This is a genomic window from uncultured Porphyromonas sp., from assembly GCF_900541275.1.
Classification (GTDB): domain Bacteria; phylum Bacteroidota; class Bacteroidia; order Bacteroidales; family Porphyromonadaceae; genus Porphyromonas_A.
The window spans coordinates 295,711-313,595 of record NZ_UQJH01000001.1 but is presented as its reverse complement, the minus strand read 5'-3'; the positions used below and the strand labels follow the sequence as shown (position 1 = coordinate 313,595).

The following is a 17,885-nucleotide window of genomic DNA, read 5'->3' as shown; positions in this document are numbered from 1 at the left end:
TATTGTCTTACTTGGATTAGGAGAAGTAAGGGCTCATGATCCGGCAGAGCTGGTCATACTCGATGAGGAAGGCATCGTGACCGTGGTCGGAGACGATGGTGTGGAGCTCCGCGCGCCCCTTGCCGAAGTGCTTGAGTCCCTCGATAGTCTCTCGGGCGACGAAGTAGGGGAAGAGCCGGTCGCTATCTATGGCGACGAGGTGGATGTCTGAGACGATCCGTGACAGCTCTTCCTCGCTCCCCGCTGCATTGATCGTGGAGGTGAGGAAGGTCATCACCCTATAGGCGCTCAAGCTGAAGCGCTCCTCTAGCTTGCGACCATGATAGTCGAGCCAATCGATCACCTTTGGGAGTCCGCTGTCCTCCACCTTTTTCCCCTCAAAGCGTTTGATGAGGGACATCGGCGTTCGGTAGGTGAGCATGGCGTGGACCCGCGCATCGTGGATAGGGCGATTGGAGTGCTCCAGTATCAGTCGCTGTACCTCGGTCTGAGCAAGAAGCCAGTCGGAGGCCTTGTAGTCCGTGGCGATGGGGAAGAGAAAGTCCGCCAGCGTGGGCTCGAGGGTGGCGATCTGCCAAGCAAGGCCACCACCGAGGCTGGGTCCGATGAGTGCGTAGAGGTGATCAACACGGAGCTCTCTCAGCACGAGCAGCCAGAGGCGAGCCACGTCCTTCACATTGAGCAGAGAGGGATCGTCCAGTGGAGTAGAACCGGCATATTCATTTCCAGGGATGTCGATCGAGAGGATGGTGTAGCGGGCAGTGTCGATCGTCTGTCCGGGTCCGATGAGCTTTGCCCACCAGCCCTCCGGACCGGCGACAGCGGAGTTGCCGGTAAGGGCGTGACAGACAAGCACTATGGGAGCACTGCCGAGGGCGGGACCTGTCACCTGGTAAGTGAGGGTGACAGAGGGGATACTCTCGCCTCGCCAATTGGTGAAGTCCGAGAGGGTTACTTGTCCGAGCATGATTGGTCGAGTGCGCTTTGGAGATCTGCCTTCAGGTCCTCGATGCTTTCCAGACCGATGGAGAGGCGTATGAGATCGTCTGAGATGCCGGCCTTAAGGAGCTCGTCCTCGGTCATCTGGCTGTGGGTAGTGCCGGCGGGGTGGGTGATGAGGGACTTGCTGTCACCAAGATTGGCAACGAGGGTGAAGAGTTGGGTGCTCTCGGTCACCCTGCGAGCTGCGTGGTATCCCCCCTTGGGCGCAAAGGTGATGATCCCCCCGCCAAAGCCATGAAGCGAAGTCTTGCAGAGGTCATTCTGCTCGTGGGAAAGAAGAGCAGGGTAGCGGACCCAAGCGACCTTCGGATTTGCCTCAAGCCACTCAGCCAGCTCACGACTGCGATCACTGATGGCGTGTGCCCTCAGGTCAAGCGTCTCCAGCCCCTTGATCATCTCGTAGGCGTTGAGGGGGCTGAGCCCGGTGCCAAGATCCCTAAGACCGATGGCTCGGAGTGCCGTGATGAGTGCCTGGGAACCAAAAGTCTCTGTGAAAGAAATGTTGTTATAAGTCGGGCAAGGCTCAGATAGCTCAGGAAAGCGTCCGCTACCCCAGTCGTACCGACCGGAGTCGATGATCGCCCCACCGAGTGTCGTGCCATTACCGCAGACGATCTTGGTGAGAGCGGAGGTGAGGACATCTGCTCCCTCGCTGATGGCGTGGCTGATCCCCTCGGTGAGGGTGATGTCAGCCACGAGGGGCAGACCATGGCGGTGAGCGACCTCAGACGCCGCGGGGATATTGGTGATGGTGAGCCGTGGGTTGCTGAGCGTCTCGCAGAAGACCAGCTTGGTCCTCTCGGTGATGGCAGCCTCCACTTCTTCTGCATTATTAATATCTACAAAGGTGGTGGTGATGCCGAAGCGGGGGAGAGTAGACTCCAGTAGGTTGAATGTCCCGCCGTAGATGCTATTGGAGGCAACGATGTGGTCCCCGGATCGGAGCAGGGTGAGGAAGAGTGTGCTGTGGGCACTCTGTCCGGTGGCGGTAACTACTGTGCCGACACCGCCCTCATATGCAGCAAGCCGCCTCTCGAGGACATCCACTGTGGGGCTGCCGAGGCGGGAGTAGAGGAAGCCCTCCTTGCGGAGCGCAAAAATGTCGATAGCCTCCTGCGAATCAGCGAAGGCGTATGCGGTCGAGGCTACCAGCGGGACGGACACCGCATGGTGACCCGTGGCAAGAGGATCGTAGCCATAGTGAAGTGCAATAGTCTCAGGAGAGTACTTAGGCTGGGTAGTGTGTGACATAATGATGGGGTATAGTGTATGTGATGATAAAAGTGAAGCGAAACCTAACTGAGCTGTTGGCTCGTCGGTTTCGCCTCGTGTGTATGAATGTTGACTTCCGAAATTGTTATGGGATCAATTGTGGACACGATAGAGCCGACGAGTGTACGCAGTACATTCGCATCATCATCAGGGGCAGCATGCTACTGAGGAATATGTAGCTCTTTTGTCTCATAACACTTGACTTAACAGTGCGACAAAGTTACGAAAATGCTTTTATGTAGCAAATTTATTTGAATCTTATTTTTATTGCGGAATAAAATTGCATTCATTGTCTTTTTCTAAGAATATGTTTATAGCTCCTTTGAGGGGCGAGTATCTGGCTAGAGGTAGAGAAAAATGAGTTACCTTTGGGTGCTGGTAATATAACTCACGAAATAACACCCTATGTTTACCTCAATAACCGTAGCTGAGAAGATTGCTAAGCTCCTATTGGATGCTCATGCAGTGTCGCTTAATCCTGAACACCCCTACACCTGGGCCTCGGGCTGGCATAGTCCCATCTACTGTGATAATAGAGTGACGCTCTCCTCGACGGAGATTCGGACACAGATTGCTGATGCACTGGTGGATCTGATCAAGGAGAAATTCCCTCAGGTCACAGCAGTCTCAGGAGTCGCCACGGGTGGCATTCCACAGGCGGCTCTCGTTGCTGATCGCATGCGGTTGCCGCTCTCCTATATCCGCGCAAAAGCTAAGGATCATGGTATGCAAAATCAGATAGAGGGGGCTATTGATAAGGATGCCAAGGTGGTGGTTATCGAGGATCTTATCTCTACAGGTGGTAGCAGCCTCGCAGCGGCAAGGGCGCTGCAGGCGGCAGGGTATGAGGTGCTCGGACTAGTTGCTACCTACTCTCATGGCTTTGCTGTCGCAGAGGATGCCTTTGCTGAGGCTTCTATCCCGATGTTCACCCTCAGTGACTACGATCATGTGGTTGCAGAGGCGGAGCGGAGAGGATTTATCCACAGCGATCAGGTAGAGACCCTCAAGGAGTGGCGAAAGGATCCAGCTAACTGGGGTAAGTGATAGACTTAGAATAGTAGATAGATATGCAGGTAATCAATAGTAGACCATTTACCATCAAGAAGGATATAGACACCGTATTTGACCTAGCGGGAGAGCCTGAGTCAGCTCGTCACTTCCTGAGCAAGGTGGGGGACAAGCCGATGTTTAAGGACGTCTCAGTGACAGATGATGCCATCAGTGCCAAGCTTCCTCTCGTAGGTGACATTACCCTTCGTCGTAATCGTATGGAGAAGCCCTCTCTCGTCAGCTACAAGGCTGAGGGCGCACCGGTGCCGGTGGAGTTGGTGCTCAACTTCCAGCCCGAGGGCGATAATACCCAGGCTCAGGTCTCTGTCGAGGTGGAGGCCCCGTCCTTCGTTGCCGGTATGGTGAAGACTAAGATCCAACCCCTGCTGGATAAGATGGCCGATAGTCTCGAACACTTGGACGTGGATCGCTTCCTTGGGAAAAAGTAAGTCAGAAGTACTCTACAGACTTATCCCTATAGCCACAGCCGTGATACTGGCTGTGACCCTGCTCTCTTGCGGGCATCTCAGCTCAGATACCCCGATACCAGATACGCTTCCGGACCTTCCGGTAGCGTACACCATTGATCTTATGTCCGCTGAGGGGAGGTCCATTGCTTCCCCCCAGACTGCCATCCTTATCCTCACTCCTCGACAGCAGAGTGATCTGCTCGGTGTGGGAGGGCTGATAGTCTGCCATGGACTTCCGGGTGAGGTCGAGGGCGGAGGCTATGCGGCCTTCGATGCTCAGTGCCCCCTATGCTATCCCACCCGAGGGATAGTCATGCCGGATCACACTCCGGCTGAGGAGACGCTGATGTCTGCTACATGCAGCCACTGCTTAGCCGTGTACGATCTCTCACTCGGTGTGGGACAGCAGACCCGCAGGGATCTACCCACTGCTGTGCTAAAGCACTATCCGACTATACTGCGGGGGAGAGACTTGGTGATCGGCAACTAAGATGAAGAAGAGACAAGATGAAAGGTCTAATGCTGGTGAAGCGGGTGAAAAAGGCAATTGCTGAAGATAAACTGAGGTAGGCTATGACAGAGAAACAGAAGACCAAGTGGGCGCTCAGGCTTTGGCGCCTACTGGGGAGGATACCTCTCAAGAGGCTCTACCATCTGTCCGATTTCTTGGCGTGGGTGGTCAGGGATGTGGTCCGGTATCGTAGAGAGGTAGTGGATCATAATCTTGAGATCGCCTTCCCGAAGCTTACTCAGGAGGAGAGGAGAAAGATTGCGAAGGACTTCTACAGCTACTTCTGTGACCTGATACTGGAGGCTCCGAGGATGATGACTTGGTCGGAGGAGGAGATGAAGGAGCACATTACCTTTGAGGGTATAGAGCAGATCCTGGAGGATACAGCTGGTGGACGCAATTTCACCCTGTACATCGGGCACTATGGTCAGTGGGAGTGGATCCCTTCTATCGCCCTCTGGCTCCCTGGGGTCACTTGTGCTCAGATCTACTCTCAGCTCCACGACCCGGTCTCTGATCAGATCATCCTCGCCAATCGGCAAGCTCATGGCAGTAAGTCGGTCGAGATGAGGGATACGCTCCGGTATATCCTCTCTGCAAGGCAGTCAGGAAAGCCCTTCGGGGTGGGGTATGTGGCTGACCAGTCCCCCTCATCAGACAAGCTTCATCACTTCATTGACTTCTTTGGCCGGCAGGTGCCTACGCACGTCGGGGCTGAGAAGATCACAAGGAGGCTGGGGCTGAGTGCTTACTTCCTTGATATGCATCGCGTACGGAGAGGCTACTGGAGTGTGAGAGTCGTCCCGATGCCCTACGACAAGGACGATGATCAGGGGGACTTCTCCCTTACACAGCAGTTTTACACCCTCTTAGAGGAGATGATCAGGAGAGAGCCGGCCTATTATCTATGGAGTCATAAGCGCTTTAAGTACGAGAAACGCTGAAGTGACGAAAAGAAAAAGCAGGACGCAAAGCACTAAGGTTTTGCGTCCTGCTGTTGGTTGATATAGGTATCAGCCCAGTCGCTCAATGGCGTACTGGACCCTTTGCTTGGTCTCCTTGATACCGATGAAGTCGATGATGTCGTAGATGTAGAGCCCTATCGCCTCACCCACGAGTGCCACTCTGAGAGCATTCATCACCACTCCTATCTTATAGCCTTTCTCCTCCAGCCAGTCGTGAGTCTTCTCATCGAGTAGCTTTATATCGAGAGGTCTAGGGAAGGTGTCGATATACTCCATGTACTCTGTGAGTTGCTTGGCACTATCTTCCTTCCACCGCTTTTTGACTGATTTCTCATCGAAGTCGGTCGGAGCTTGGAGGAGGTAGCCTGTCTGTTCGACGACATCTGGGAGGAGCGTCAGTCGCTCTCGTGTCAGATCAAGGGCACAGACCAGCCTATGGTGGTCACAGGTGATGCCGGCCTGCTCAAGATACGGCATACAGAGGTCGGCTAAGCGGTCGAGGTCGCAGATCCTGATGTACTGCTGATTGAACCACTTTCCCTTCTCGTAGTCGAAGCGGGCGCCACTCTTATTGACACTGCCGAGGTCAAACCGACGGATGAGGACATTCATCGGCATAAGCTCTATGTCATCTCCGGGATTCCACCCAAGAAGAGCAAGAAAATTAACCACCGCCTCAGGTAGGTAACCACTCTCGCGATAACCTGGGCTCACAGCTCCGTCCTCCGGTGACTCCCAGAGAAGGGGGAAGACCGGGAAGCCAAACTTGTCCCCATCTCTCTTACTGAGCTTTCCACTGCCCTCCGGCTTAAGTAGGAGAGGCAGGTGCGCAAAGTGAGGCATCTCCGACTCCCAGCCAAAGGCACGATACAGCAAGACATGAAGGGGTGTGGATGTGACCCACTCCTCTCCGCGAATGACGTGTGAGATCTTCATCAGGTGGTCATCCACTACGTTGGCCAAGTGGTAGGTAGGGAGATCATCGCTCTGCTTGTAGAGTACCTTGTCGTCAAGCTCCGAGGAATTGATGGTCACCTCCCCGCGTACCATATCGGTGAAGCTGATCGCCTCTCCCGGCTCTATCCGAAGTCGCACAACGTATGGCACACCCGCTTGCTCCAGTTCCTCGCACTCGCTCTCCGTCAGTGCGAGGGAGTTGCGCATACCCATACGGGTGGATGCATCGTACTGAAAGTTCTTGGTACTCTCCCGAGCCTTCTCCAGCTCCTCAGGGGTGTCGTACGCCTTGTAGGCCTGACCGCTCTCCAGTAGCTCACGGACATACTTGCGGTAGATGTCCCTGCGCTCACTCTGGCGGTAGGGTCCATACTCACCCCCCACACCTACACCCTCGTCGATATGGATGCCAAGCCAATTAAGGGACTCGATGATGTAGTCCTCTGCTCCGGGGACAAACCGACGAGAGTCGGTATCCTCGATCCGCAGGAGCATTTTTCCCCCTTGATTTTTGGCAAAGAGGTAATTGTATAGAGCCGTTCGGACCCCTCCGATATGGAGTGGTCCGGTAGGGCTGGGAGCAAATCGTACTCTTACCTGTGATGGAGTAGTATCAGTCATATCTGTATTCTTATCTTTCGTTCGTTCTCTCAGCGTCGCATAGGGTGTGATCAGTAGGGATCCTCGTCGTGCATTCTCCCTCCGGCATCACTCTCCGGATCCTCATCAGTGTCGAAGGACTCCTCGGCATCATCTTCGCTCTCATCGAGCTCGACCCCCTGTAGGGTGCGATTGAGATTCTGCTCCACGAGGGGAGAGACTGCCTCAAAGTTATTGATCGTAATGCTCTTCCAAATCAAGTCCTTGAGCTCTGCCACTCCCTCCCCGGTGACGGAGGAGAAGAAGCAGACCGGAACTCCCTCGGGAAGGGTAGCGCTGATCATTTCCTTGAGATCCTCATCGATGAGGTCAGACTTTGAGATACCCAAGACCCTATTCTTATCCAGCAGCGAGGGGTTGTACTTCTCCAGCTCTCCCAGCAGTATCTCATACTCCTCTGCGATGTTGTCAGCATTGGAGGGGATGAGGAAGAGTAGGGCGGCATTGCGCTCGATATGGCGGAGGAAGCGGAGCCCCAACCCCTTACCCTCAGCAGCACCCTCGATGATCCCGGGGATGTCTGCCATGACGAAGGAGCGACCATCGCGGTACTTCACGATGCCGAGGTTGGGTACCAGTGTAGTGAATGGGTAGTTGGCCACCTTGGGCTTGGAGGTAGTGATGGCAGATAGGAGGGTCGACTTCCCTGCGTTGGGGAAGCCTACCAGTCCTACATCGGCCAGTAACTTCAGCTGGAGTATCACCTCACGCTCCTCGCGCGCCTCACCGGGCTGAGCAAAGCGGGGTGCCTGATTGGTCGAGGTGGCAAAGCGGGTGTTCCCCTGTCCCCCACGACCTCCCTTGAGTATGCGGATCTCCTCTCCATGCTCTCGCACCTCGGTGATGTAGTCTCCAGTGTCAGCATCGTAGCAGGCGGTCCCGAGTGGGACGTCGATGTAGATATCCTCTCCATCGGCACCGGTGCGATTGTTCTCGCCACCGCTCTTGCCATTCTTTGCAAAGATATGACGATTGAAGCGAAGGTGAAGTAGCGTCCAGTAGTTTCGGTCACCCCTGAGATAGACATCCCCTCCACGTCCACCATCCCCTCCGTCAGGTCCTCCCTTAGGACTCCGCTTGGATCTGTAGAAGTGGACACATCCCTGACCTCCCTTGCCGCTCCGGCAATAGATCTTTACGTAATCGACAAATCCTGACTCAGCCATAGCACTTATTCTTTAGAGGGTGTTTCTTCTCATTACGAGAGAGCGATCTGCTGATCTCTCGGGTTAGGCAACGTAGCTATCGATCGCCTTGATGATCCGTTCTGTGATCTCATCGATGCTACCCTCGCCCTCTACGGCAACGTACTTGCCTTGCTTGGAGTAGAAGTTGCGGACCGGCTCCGTCTCACTGTGGTAGACCTTGAGTCGCTCACGTGCCGACTCTTCATTGTCATCAGCGCGGCCGGATACCTTCCCTCGCTCCAGGATACGGCTGATCAGCTCCTCTTCGCTGACCTGTAGCTCCAGAAGGAGAGTGACGCTCTCGCCATGAGTCCTCAGCATCGTGTCCAGCGCATCAGCCTGAGCTACAGTGCGTGGAAAGCCATCGAAGATGATCCCTGCATACTCACCGGGATCCTTGATATGCCCCTCCATGATACTCACGATGGTCTCATCGGGTACGAGGTGTCCCTCACTGATGAGCCCCTCCACCTTCTTCCCCAGGGGAGTACCCTTCTTGATCTCTGCACGCAGGAGATCCCCCGTGGAGATGTGGTTGAGATTGTAGTGCTCCTTGATGTGTGCACTCTGAGTACCTTTGCCGGAGCCGGGAGCCCCGAATATGATGATATTTAGCATGATATTATATATTGAGTGATTGATTCTTCTTCCGGAGAGACTCCTCATCGACCACGAAGATGTCATTGAGCATCCGACCGAAGCCATTGTAGTCCAGTCCGTGACCCACGATAAAGTCATCCGGGATTTCCTTCCCCACATAGTCCAGCACGAGTGATGCATCCTTGTGTGCATTGGGCTTATCCAGCATGACAGCGATGCGCACCTCTTCAGCGCCTCGGGAGAGATAGAGTTTCTTAATCTGTGTCAGGGTAAACCCGGTGTCCACGAGATCCTCCAGCACCACCACTATGCGTCCCTTGACATCGATCTGTGGAGCCATCACCTCCGTGAGCCGGCCCGTGGAGTGCATACCCGAGTATGAGCTGTACTTCGCAAAGGTCATCTCATAAGGCTTGTCCAGCAGATGAGCAATGTCAGAGCCAAACATAAATGCCCCATTGAGGATACAGACAAAGAGCGGATCTCTGTCTCCTACATCAGCGATGATCTCCTTAGCAACTCTCGCTATCTGAGGGTGCAGCTCCTCCTGTGACAGATAGGGCTTAAATGTCAGCCCACCCACCTCTATTGACTTCATGATTTACGTTCCTGAGATTAAAAAACAAATTTACCATAAAGTATGTGCTTATGCCACCTCTTTGATCAAAAGATCGTCAGAAAGTCTCGCATCAAGCCTGCATAGCGGTCGCTATACCCATCCCCTGTGGAGATGGTTAGTAGCTCCTCCGTGCAGTCGCTCTGTCCTCCACCGGTCCACAGTCCGATGACTCGCTTGCAAGCCTTTCCTGCTATGGTCTGTATGAGACAGCGGTGAACCATCTCCAGCCCGCAGGATAATGCTGCACGATCGTAGAGGGGTAGTGCGCTTGCCGGGAGGACCACCGCGATGTACCCACTCGGCGATAGCAGCTCTGTGGAGGTCCCGAAGAACACCTCCGGGGGCAACGTCCCGCTATGTCGGGCGATCTGTCGCCGCTCATCCCCGGGGAGATAGCTCCCATTGTGGTAGGGCGGGTTGCTAACGATCAGGTCGTACTCACGAGGCAAGGTACCAGAGCTTACTGAGCCGTAGTCCCCCTCCGTGAGGCTGAGTCGGGATGAGAATGGCGAACGAGCGAAATTGCGTCTCGCAGTCTCTGCAGCCTCGTGGTCAATCTCGATGGCAGTAACCTCTGCGGAGGAAAACATCTGAGCCATCATAAGTGCGATGACTCCCGTCCCGGTCCCCACATCGAGGATCTGCTGAGGCTGGATAAGACTCTTCCTCAGCCACTCGATGGTGTATGCACCCAGTAAGGTGCCATCGGTACCCACTTTCATGGCTGCTTTGCCCTGCTCGAGGTCAAAGCCCTTCATGCGGAAGACGGACATAAGTCTCCTTCAGATAGAAAATCAGAAGTGGAATGCGCCTCGGACCTTATCTACGAGATCCGTTTTCTCCCAAGCAAAGAGCTCCACCTCCTTGGTAAGCGTCCGGCCATTTCCGTCCGTGAAGGACTTCGTGGCTACTCGTGGTGTGCGGCCGATATGCCCATAGGCAGAGCTCTCCCGATAGATCGGTGCCTCCAAGTGAAGTGACTTGATGATGTGGTAGGGTCTGAGGTCAAAGAGAGAGGACAGCATCGAGGCGATCTCGCCATCCGTCTCGCGTACCCTGCTCCTGCCGTAGGTATCTACATAGATGCTCACCGGATCAGCCTGACCGATGGCATAGGCGACCTGGATCTTGATTTCATCGCTCACACCGGCGGCTACCAAGTTCTTGGCGAGGTACCGAGCCGCATAGGTAGCTGACCGATCCACCTTGCTTGGGTCCTTGCCACTGAAAGCTCCGCCACCATGGGCAGCACGACCGCCATAGGTATCTACGATGATCTTACGCCCTGTCAGGCCGGTATCTCCGGCAGGTCCCCCGAGGACGAAGCGTCCGGTAGGATTGATCAGGTACTTTACCTGATCGTCGAGGAGGTTCTGGACCTTAGAGCTGTACTTCTCGATCAGCCTCGGGATCACAATACGCTGGACATCCTCCGAGATCTTCTCCTGCATCAGTCGATCAGCCTCCGCCTGGCTCATCCCATCGTGTGGCTTCACGAAGTCATCGTGCTGTGTGCTGAGGACAATAGTATTGACTCTCCTCGGTGTGCGATCGATATTGTACTCCAGAGTCACCTGTCCCTTGGCGTCAGGACGGAGGTAGGGCATCAGCTCCGGCTCCTCCTTCCGGATCTGCGAGAGGATCTGCAGCATCGAGTGAGCCAACTCAATCGGTAGAGGCATATAGTTGTCACTCTCGCAGGAGGCATAGCCAAACATAATCCCCTGATCACCGGCGCCCTGATCCTCGTCTGCCTCGCGCACAACCCCCATATGGATGTCCGGGCTTTGCTCGTGTATGGCGCTGAGGATGCCGACCGACTGGGCATCAAAGCCATACTCTCCCTTTGTGTAGCCGATATCAGCTATAACTCCTCGCACGACAGACTGTAGGTCTACGTACGCATCAGAGGTGATCTCGCCTGCTATGAGTACCTGACCTGCAGTCACCAGTGTCTCGCAAGCGACCTTACTCTTGGGGTCCTGGGCAAGGAAGTTGTCCAGGAGGGCATCGGAGATCTGATCGGCCACCTTATCGGGGTGTCCGTCGCTCACTGACTCGGAGCTGAAGAGATAGGTATCGGATGTTTTCATATATCAATGAACCAAATAGAATTGTATAGTGTCTGTAATCCGAGAAGAGACCTCACTCTGTCAGCACCCAATGCTCGAAGCCTCTCTCGGTCAGGCGCCACGGCTTAGGAGCGAGAGCTCCGACCGGTTCATTGACTCAAGAGTGCCTTTTAGCATTGTTTTAGCGTGGTTGCAAGCAGACACAAATCTCTCCACGTGATCTAATGTCGGTGCAAAGGTACGATATATTCTTGGCACAATAGTCTACTCGACTCATCGGTGTCCGAGATCCGGGAGCAATACGCTTTACGATCATCGTTTTGAGCCCCCATTTCGGGTCCAAAGACAAACTCAAACTAATATCGGTATTAGAGAAATCTATTACCGGTATTAGAGACGACTAATATCGGTATTAGATAAAACTCTTCAGTAGGATACTTTTGCTATGATCTGTGAGCAACTTTCTGATGAGTTGGGGACGGCGTGAGAGTAGGGTGTTACCTTTTTTGTTATCTTTGTGGCGATTTTGACCAAGCCAATTAATAATTATAACTCTACCAATGGATAAAGTAAGTTACTCGCTCGGACTGAGCCTCGGCAATAATCTCGTCAGTAGCGGCATCAAGGACCTCAGTGTCGAGGACTTTGTGCGCGGTCTCACTTGCGTCCTTGAGGGCGCTGAGCCGGAGATCACCTATGAGGAGGCTGAGGAGGAGCTGAAGAACTACTTCACCCGTCAGCAGGAGGAGCAGTTCCATAACAATAAGGCTGCCGGTCAGACCTATCTGGCTGAGAATGGAGCACGCGAGGGCGTGGTAACTCTCCCCTCAGGTGTCCAGTACGAGGTGCTTGTGGAGGGCAATGGTCCTAAGCCATCACCCACGGATACCGTTCGGTGCCACTACGAGGGATCTCGCACTGATGGCCAGATCTTCGATAGCTCTATTCGCCGAGGCGAGCCTGCGACCTTTCCGGTCAATGGCGTGATCAAGGGCTGGCAGGAGGTCCTGCCGATGATGCCTGTAGGCTCTAAGTGGAGAGTCGTGATCCCTGAGGAGCATGCCTACGGGAGCCACGGTGCTGGTCAGCTCATTGAGCCGTATATGGCGCTTATCTTTGAGATTGAGCTACTCGGCATAGAGGGGAAGTAAGTCCTTAATGGAGCTCTTTTATTGAGAAATAATTCAACTACACTTATTTATACACACAATCAACATGAAAAAGACCGTAGTAACGCTCCTCGTCGGCACGATTGCCGCTATGGGAGTGATGACGGGATGTGGCAATGGTCAGGGGACCGCAAAGCTTGTGACCCCTCAGGACTCTGCTGCATACTTCTTAGGCCTCTCACAGACCATGCCTCTGCACGAGCAGTGGGATCAGTATCAGTATCAGGTCCCTGGTGACTCTGCGTCCAAGAAGGACCAGTTCATCAAGGGCTTCCGTGATGCGCTCACCTCAGGCAGTGCCAAGGCAGCCTACTCCAATGGCTACCTTATGGGCTTCCAGCTCATCGACTCCTGGGAGGGCTTCAATGCCCGTATCCCCGGTGACTCTCTCGATAAGCAGAAGTTTATCGATGGTCTCATCGCAGGTCTCTCCGGCAAGGTAGATACTACCCTGACGATGGATGCCATCAATAACTATATGCAGGAGTACTTTGCTAAGGCGCAGAAGGTCGTCGAGGATCAGAATAAGAAGGCCGGGGCCGACTTCCTCGCTGCTAATAAGTCTAAGGAGGGTGTTGTGGAGCTGCCCAGCGGTCTGCAGTATCGTATTGACAAGCTCGGTGACGGCATCAAGCCCGCTGCTGAGGATACTGTAGTCGTTCATTATAAGGGGACCAAGCTCGATGGTACTGTTTTCGACTCCTCCTATGATCGTGGTGAGCCTGCGACCTTCCCCCTTACGGGAGTCATCCAAGGCTTCAGCGAGGGACTCCAGCAGGTGCCTGCCGGATCCAAGGTGACCCTCTGGATCCCCGGTGATCTTGCCTACGGTCAGCGTGGTTCGGGAGACAAGATTGGTCCGTTCGAGATGCTTACGTTCGAGATGGAGCTTCAGGAGGTACGTCCCGCTGCTAAGAAATAAGCCGGGCATTTTGCCTTACTAATAAGGCATTGTGTCCTTGATAAAAGGAGTGTGTTGAGTCTTCTCGGCACACTCCTTTTGCATTGTTAGTTTTTCTTTACATTTGTGACGTGGTTATTGAGTTGCAATATAGGTTGCATAGATAGCCGATTACCTATCCTATTAGTTTCGTTAGTATTATGAAACAGGTATATAACTTATCAATCCTGCTGATCGGGCTTATGATGCTTCTATCAGGCTGTAGCTTGATGAAGCTCTTCACCTCGGAGCCAAGGGACGTCTGCAAGGCGCAATTGGAGACCAAGGAAGGGGCTACCTACACCGGGTATCTCAGGATGCCTATGTCGGGGGACAAGGAGCTTAAGCTCTTTGATGACCTCGCCCTCACCCAGTCAGCCGGCACCTTCAAGTCAGAGAACTTGAAGGGCATCGAGCTAAGCAACCCCAAGAAGCCGGACTTGAGCTATCGCTTTGAGTACAAAAAGTTCTCCGCCTTCTTGCAAAGCAATACCGCATGGATGGCCCTCGTAGATAAGGGGCCTGAGCTTACGGCCTACCTCCTTGCCTCTTCGTACAAGATTGACGAGAATGGTGACATCTTCTTCATCGGTTACGAGCAGAGGACCATACGTAGTGGAGGAAGTATGTCTGTGGTAAAGCCCAGCTTCCCGCTATTCTTAGAGAAGCGTGGAGGCACCTTGAAAAAGGTCGCTCTGGTACACGGAGTCAACTATGAGGGGTCTCAGTTTAGAGGCGGAGTGGTTAGGTTCCTTGCCGATGACCCGGAGCTCTGTAGCTATGTGAGGGGACTGAAGTGGGAGTTTGAGGACATAGATAAGGTGGTGAAGTACTACGATCCTCACCGCAAGGGTGAGCTGGTCATCAAGGATGACCGGGGTCAAGTCCTCACCCTGCCACCATATAAGATGGTTACTGATGCGCTGTCGGGCGAGCTTATCTATACTGCGGATTTGGCTAAAAACCTAACGCCCCACTTTGGGATGGCCTCCTACCTCGGGCTCCGCTCATCACTCGGGACGTACTTCGCCTATGGCGGGTCTGTAGGGTTCAATCAGCCCTGCCTCGTGGATGATACAGCTCTGATAACGGAGGATCCGAGCTTCTTGATGAAAGATCGCAAGGAAGTGGAGGTGCCTAAGGAGTTCATTAAGCGAGTGACCCTTTTTAGCTTCAATGCTTTTGCGGGTCTACAGGTACCGCTGGACCTGAAGTCTGTCTATGTCATTCCTTCCCTGAGTGGATGTGTTACCGGTGATCTTCACTCCGACTACAGCCTGATCAGTGTTGGACCACTCGTAAGGTGCGACTTTGGCATCCCCCTGAAGTATGGGAATATGCTCTTCTTCGGCGCCGGATACAAGTATGGCTTCCCCATCAAGGATGCAGATGAGATGGCGGCGGATAACTACAAGAATGTGACTCCTTATGGTCAGTCTCATACCGTCTTCCTGACCATCGGCTATATGTATTGACCCATAGATCTTAATTAATAAGGGCGCGGAAGAGTCTTCTCTTTTGCGCCCTTATTGTTTTAATGACTACGGAATTAATGAGGACGGATGATAGCCGTATAAATCACAGCTTCAGGCTGACGGGAAGTAGGGTCGACCCTCTGTAGAGCCTCGGGAAGAGTCTCGACCCAGTCAATGAGGGGCACAATCCCCTCCTCTGTATAGCTCTCTCGAAGCCAGTCCTTTGCTCCGCTGAGGAGTAGGGTGATCATATCGTGTCTCAGCTCCTCTAGCACGCCATCGAGTCCCTCCATGACTAACCAGGCAGCCCCCTCGACAGTACCATCCTCTAAGTCAGCAAATCGAGTAAAGGTACCAATCCTGAGTCTTGGCTGTCGGTCAGGGGACTGAGCCGTCCCCGCTTCTGTGATGAGATCGGAGTAGAGGCGGTCTGCCTCATCGTGCGCATAGGTCACCATCGGGAAGGACTCGCTGTAGCCCTTATGCCGAAAGAACTCTTCCCAGTTAGCTCGGTTGAGCAACCGTGCTGCCGACACATTATTAGCTGTCAGCTGAGTGTCTCCCCATTTGTCGTCTTTATCTATCATAGCTGTTGCTTCTCTTTGTGAGGGGACAATATACTTTATTTTGTGGAACTGTGCATTCTGACAGGATGGTCTGGATATGAAAAAAAGGTCCCTAACGCTATGTTAGAGACCTTTCCTTAGAGAGGTGCCTGGCGGATTCGAACCGCCGTGAACGGATTTGCAGTCCGGTGCATAACCACTTTGCTAAGGCACCCTATTGTTCTTTGTGGTGCAAAGGTCACGAAAAAGTATGACATAGGCAAGTCATCAGCTCAGATGGAATGTTCCTCGAGGGCTTGGGAAAGTGAGAGTAAAGGGGTAACTTTGACGAGGAAGAGACCTACTATCACTCAGCTTAACCGATAGGTCTCACACACACAACTCACCTATATTAAGTTTATGAAATACGGATACATCAAGGTGGCTGCTGCCGCTCCCTTTGTGCGTGTCGCTGACTGCTTCTACAATATTGATCGGATCGAAGCTCTCGTCAGACGTGCTGTGGGTCAGAAGGTGGAGGTCCTTGGCTTCCCTGAGCTGTCGATCACCGGCTACACGGCCGGCGACCTCCTGCTACAACCCTTCCTGCTGGAGCAGGCGGAGGAGGCTGTGCTGGAGCTTGCCAATCGCACCGCCGACACAGACATCCTTTTCTTTGTCGGTATGCCTCTGAGGGCAGAGGAGAAGCTCTACAACGCTGCCGTCGGTATACAGGGAGGGCGTATCTTAGGTGCCATACCGAAGACTTTCCTGCCTAATTATAGGGAGTTTCAGGAGAAGCGCTGGTTCTCTAGCTCCTATGAGCTCGCCTACTCGACTATTGAGATCGGGGACCAAGAGGTGCCCATTGGTCACGACCTGATCTTCCGTCATAAGGACGTCGGTATCGGGGTGGAGATCTGCGAGGATATGTGGGCACCGATCACTCCCGGAGTCCGTCTTTCGCTCCATGGGGCTCACATCATCTTTAATCTCTCGGCAAGTAATGAGAATGCCGGGAAGAACTCCTACCTCCGTGCGCTGATCTCCGGGCTCTCCTCTCAGGCGATCAATGGATATGTCTATAGTAGTTGTGGTCATGGTGAGAGCTCGACAGACCTGGTTTACACCGGTAAGGCATTTATAGCGGAGAATGGTACGATCCTGAAGGAGATGGAGCGCTTTGACCTAAGCGAGAAGCTGATCGTCAGTGACATTGACATCGCTCGCATCAGAACTGAGCGGATGCTCAATAGCACCTTCCGCACTGCGGCTACGAAGTATGCGACAGAGAAGCTTATTGTCGTCCCCTTTGACCTCTCAGAGCAGGATGACGACTATGTGATGACGCGCCCTGTGGAGCGCAATCCTTTTATGCCAGGCACAGTGGACCTTGAGGAGCGTAGTGATGAGATATTTAAGATCCAAGTGACCGGTCTTATGCAGCGCCTTCGTCACCTCAATAACCCGAAGATGGTCATCGGCGTGAGTGGTGGGCTAGATAGTACGCTGGCACTGCTCGTCTGCTGTCGTGCCTGCAAGGTACTTGGGCTCTCAACTCGCCAGATCATTGGCGTGACAATGCCTGCTGAGGCAACGAGCGACCGCACGAAGTCCAATGCGGACAAGCTGATGGAGCTTTTGGATATCGATAGTCGCGAGATTCCTATCAGCGCAGCAGCTATGGATCACCTGCGGCTGATCGGTCATGATGCAGCGACACAGGACACTACCTACGAGAATGCTCAGGCACGCGAGCGGACTCAGATACTGATGGATTTGGCAAATATGGAGGGTGGCATCGTCATCGGTACCGGAGATCTCTCTGAGCTGGCTCTTGGCTGGTGTACCTACAATGGCGACCATATGAGTATGTATGGCGTCAATGCCTCGATCCCCAAGACCAGCGTACAGATGATCGTCACTCACCTCGCTGGGCAGCCGGATGTGTCCCCGGAGCTCAGGAGGGTCTTGCTTGATATTGTGGCCACTCCGGTCTCCCCCGAGCTTACCTCCACCTCCCCGGAGGAGGGGCGGATCACCCAGCGTACCGAGGATCTGATAGGGCCATACGAGGTGCACGACTTCTTTATCTTCCATATGATCTACAGCGCTTACTCTCCCGCTAAGATCCTCTACCTTGCTCAGAATGCCTTTGGTGATGACTACACGAAGGAGCAGCTCAAGGAGTGGATGAAGATCTTCGTGAAGCGCTTCATCTCCCAGCAATTCAAGCGCAACTGTAGCCCCGATGGACCAAAGGTTGGTGCGGTCTCTCTCTCCTCGAGAGGCTGCTGGCGTATGCCGAGCGATGCCTCGGCTGATATGTGGCTGAATGAAATAGACAAATTTTGATACCTTTGTCGCCCACGTTAATATTAGGATGAT

18 protein-coding genes and 1 tRNA gene are annotated in these 17,885 nt (G+C 53.7%); 8 read left to right on the top strand and 11 right to left on the bottom strand.

Annotated elements, in window-relative coordinates:
• Positions 1-16: 16 nt before the first annotated feature.
• Positions 17-967: an alpha/beta fold hydrolase gene (locus QZR17_RS01295; protein WP_297126635.1), complete on the bottom strand. Its 951-nt coding sequence runs from the start codon at positions 965-967 to the stop codon at positions 17-19.
• On the bottom strand, positions 952-2,253 hold the full coding sequence (locus QZR17_RS01290) for a PLP-dependent transferase (RefSeq protein ID WP_297126632.1): 1,302 nt from the start codon (positions 2,251-2,253) through the stop codon (positions 952-954). The genes QZR17_RS01295 and QZR17_RS01290 overlap by 16 nt, the downstream gene beginning before the upstream one ends.
• 426 nt (positions 2,254-2,679) lie before the next feature.
• Here QZR17_RS01290 and pyrE point away from each other — a divergent pair, with 426 nt between their 5' ends.
• Positions 2,680-3,321, top strand: a complete 642-nt coding sequence (gene pyrE, locus QZR17_RS01285; protein ID WP_297126630.1) for an orotate phosphoribosyltransferase — start codon at positions 2,680-2,682, stop codon at positions 3,319-3,321.
• Positions 3,322-3,344: 23 nt separating this feature from the next.
• On the top strand, positions 3,345-3,776 hold the full coding sequence (locus QZR17_RS01280) for a hypothetical protein (RefSeq protein WP_296165340.1): 432 nt from the start codon (positions 3,345-3,347) through the stop codon (positions 3,774-3,776).
• Positions 3,777-3,858: 82 nt separating this feature from the next.
• On the opposite strand, the gene QZR17_RS01275 is transcribed toward QZR17_RS01280, so the two are convergent.
• Entirely contained in the window at positions 3,859-4,026 is a 168-nt protein-coding gene (locus tag QZR17_RS01275; protein WP_297126628.1) for a hypothetical protein, read from the bottom strand.
• Between the two features lie 84 nt (positions 4,027-4,110).
• Here QZR17_RS01275 and QZR17_RS01270 point away from each other — a divergent pair, with 84 nt between their 5' ends.
• Positions 4,111-4,287 carry a hypothetical protein gene (locus QZR17_RS01270; RefSeq protein WP_297126626.1) on the top strand — a complete coding sequence of 59 codons (177 nt, stop codon included), beginning with the start codon at positions 4,111-4,113 and terminating at the stop codon, positions 4,285-4,287.
• A gap of 83 nt (positions 4,288-4,370) precedes the next feature.
• Positions 4,371-5,252: a lysophospholipid acyltransferase family protein gene (locus QZR17_RS01265; protein WP_297126623.1), complete on the top strand. Its 882-nt coding sequence runs from the start codon at positions 4,371-4,373 to the stop codon at positions 5,250-5,252.
• Positions 5,253-5,321: 69 nt separating this feature from the next.
• Here QZR17_RS01265 and gltX read toward each other — a convergent pair whose 3' ends face one another.
• From gltX to metK, 6 genes are all read right to left on the bottom strand, one after another.
• The gene (gltX, locus tag QZR17_RS01260) at positions 5,322-6,851 is read right to left on the bottom strand and encodes a glutamate--tRNA ligase (protein ID WP_297126622.1); all 1,530 of its coding nucleotides are present in this window, start codon (positions 6,849-6,851) and stop codon (positions 5,322-5,324) included.
• A gap of 50 nt (positions 6,852-6,901) precedes the next feature.
• Positions 6,902-8,056, bottom strand: coding sequence for a GTPase ObgE (gene obgE, locus QZR17_RS01255; RefSeq protein ID WP_297126620.1), 1,155 nt, complete (start codon positions 8,054-8,056; stop codon positions 6,902-6,904).
• 63 nt (positions 8,057-8,119) lie between these two features.
• On the bottom strand, positions 8,120-8,695 hold the full coding sequence (locus tag QZR17_RS01250; protein WP_297126618.1) for an adenylate kinase: 576 nt from the start codon (positions 8,693-8,695) through the stop codon (positions 8,120-8,122).
• Between the two features lie 4 nt (positions 8,696-8,699).
• Positions 8,700-9,275 (bottom strand): phosphoribosyltransferase family protein, encoded by a 576-nt coding sequence (locus tag QZR17_RS01245; protein ID WP_296160452.1) that lies wholly within the window; start codon positions 9,273-9,275, stop codon positions 8,700-8,702.
• Between the two features lie 65 nt (positions 9,276-9,340).
• A complete protein-coding gene (locus QZR17_RS01240; RefSeq protein WP_297126615.1) occupies positions 9,341-10,069 on the bottom strand; it encodes a methyltransferase in 729 nt (242 codons plus the stop codon).
• 21 nt (positions 10,070-10,090) lie between these two features.
• Entirely contained in the window at positions 10,091-11,389 is a 1,299-nt protein-coding gene (gene metK, locus QZR17_RS01235) for a methionine adenosyltransferase (protein ID WP_297126612.1), read from the bottom strand.
• A gap of 539 nt (positions 11,390-11,928) precedes the next feature.
• Here metK and QZR17_RS01230 point away from each other — a divergent pair.
• The 3 genes from QZR17_RS01230 to QZR17_RS01220 all read left to right on the top strand — a co-directional run bounded on the left by QZR17_RS01230 (position 11,929) and on the right by QZR17_RS01220 (position 14,952).
• The gene (locus tag QZR17_RS01230) at positions 11,929-12,519 is read left to right on the top strand and encodes an FKBP-type peptidyl-prolyl cis-trans isomerase (RefSeq protein ID WP_297126611.1); all 591 of its coding nucleotides are present in this window, start codon (positions 11,929-11,931) and stop codon (positions 12,517-12,519) included.
• A gap of 64 nt (positions 12,520-12,583) precedes the next feature.
• The gene (locus QZR17_RS01225; protein WP_297126609.1) at positions 12,584-13,459 is read left to right on the top strand and encodes an FKBP-type peptidyl-prolyl cis-trans isomerase; all 876 of its coding nucleotides are present in this window, start codon (positions 12,584-12,586) and stop codon (positions 13,457-13,459) included.
• 179 nt (positions 13,460-13,638) lie between these two features.
• Positions 13,639-14,952 (top strand): hypothetical protein, encoded by a 1,314-nt coding sequence (locus QZR17_RS01220; RefSeq protein ID WP_297126607.1) that lies wholly within the window; start codon positions 13,639-13,641, stop codon positions 14,950-14,952.
• Positions 14,953-15,026: 74 nt separating this feature from the next.
• Here the strand turns inward: QZR17_RS01220 and QZR17_RS01215 are convergent, their stop codons facing one another.
• Together QZR17_RS01215 and QZR17_RS01210 are read right to left on the bottom strand one after the other, a co-directional pair.
• Positions 15,027-15,539 carry a hypothetical protein gene (locus tag QZR17_RS01215; protein WP_296164842.1) on the bottom strand — a complete coding sequence of 171 codons (513 nt, stop codon included), beginning with the start codon at positions 15,537-15,539 and terminating at the stop codon, positions 15,027-15,029.
• Between the two features lie 122 nt (positions 15,540-15,661).
• Positions 15,662-15,732, bottom strand: a tRNA-Cys gene (locus QZR17_RS01210).
• Between the two features lie 185 nt (positions 15,733-15,917).
• On the opposite strand from QZR17_RS01210, the gene QZR17_RS01205 reads away from it, so the two are divergent.
• A complete protein-coding gene (locus QZR17_RS01205) occupies positions 15,918-17,852 on the top strand; it encodes an NAD(+) synthase (RefSeq protein ID WP_297126603.1) in 1,935 nt (644 codons plus the stop codon).
• Positions 17,853-17,885 lie beyond the last annotated feature (33 nt).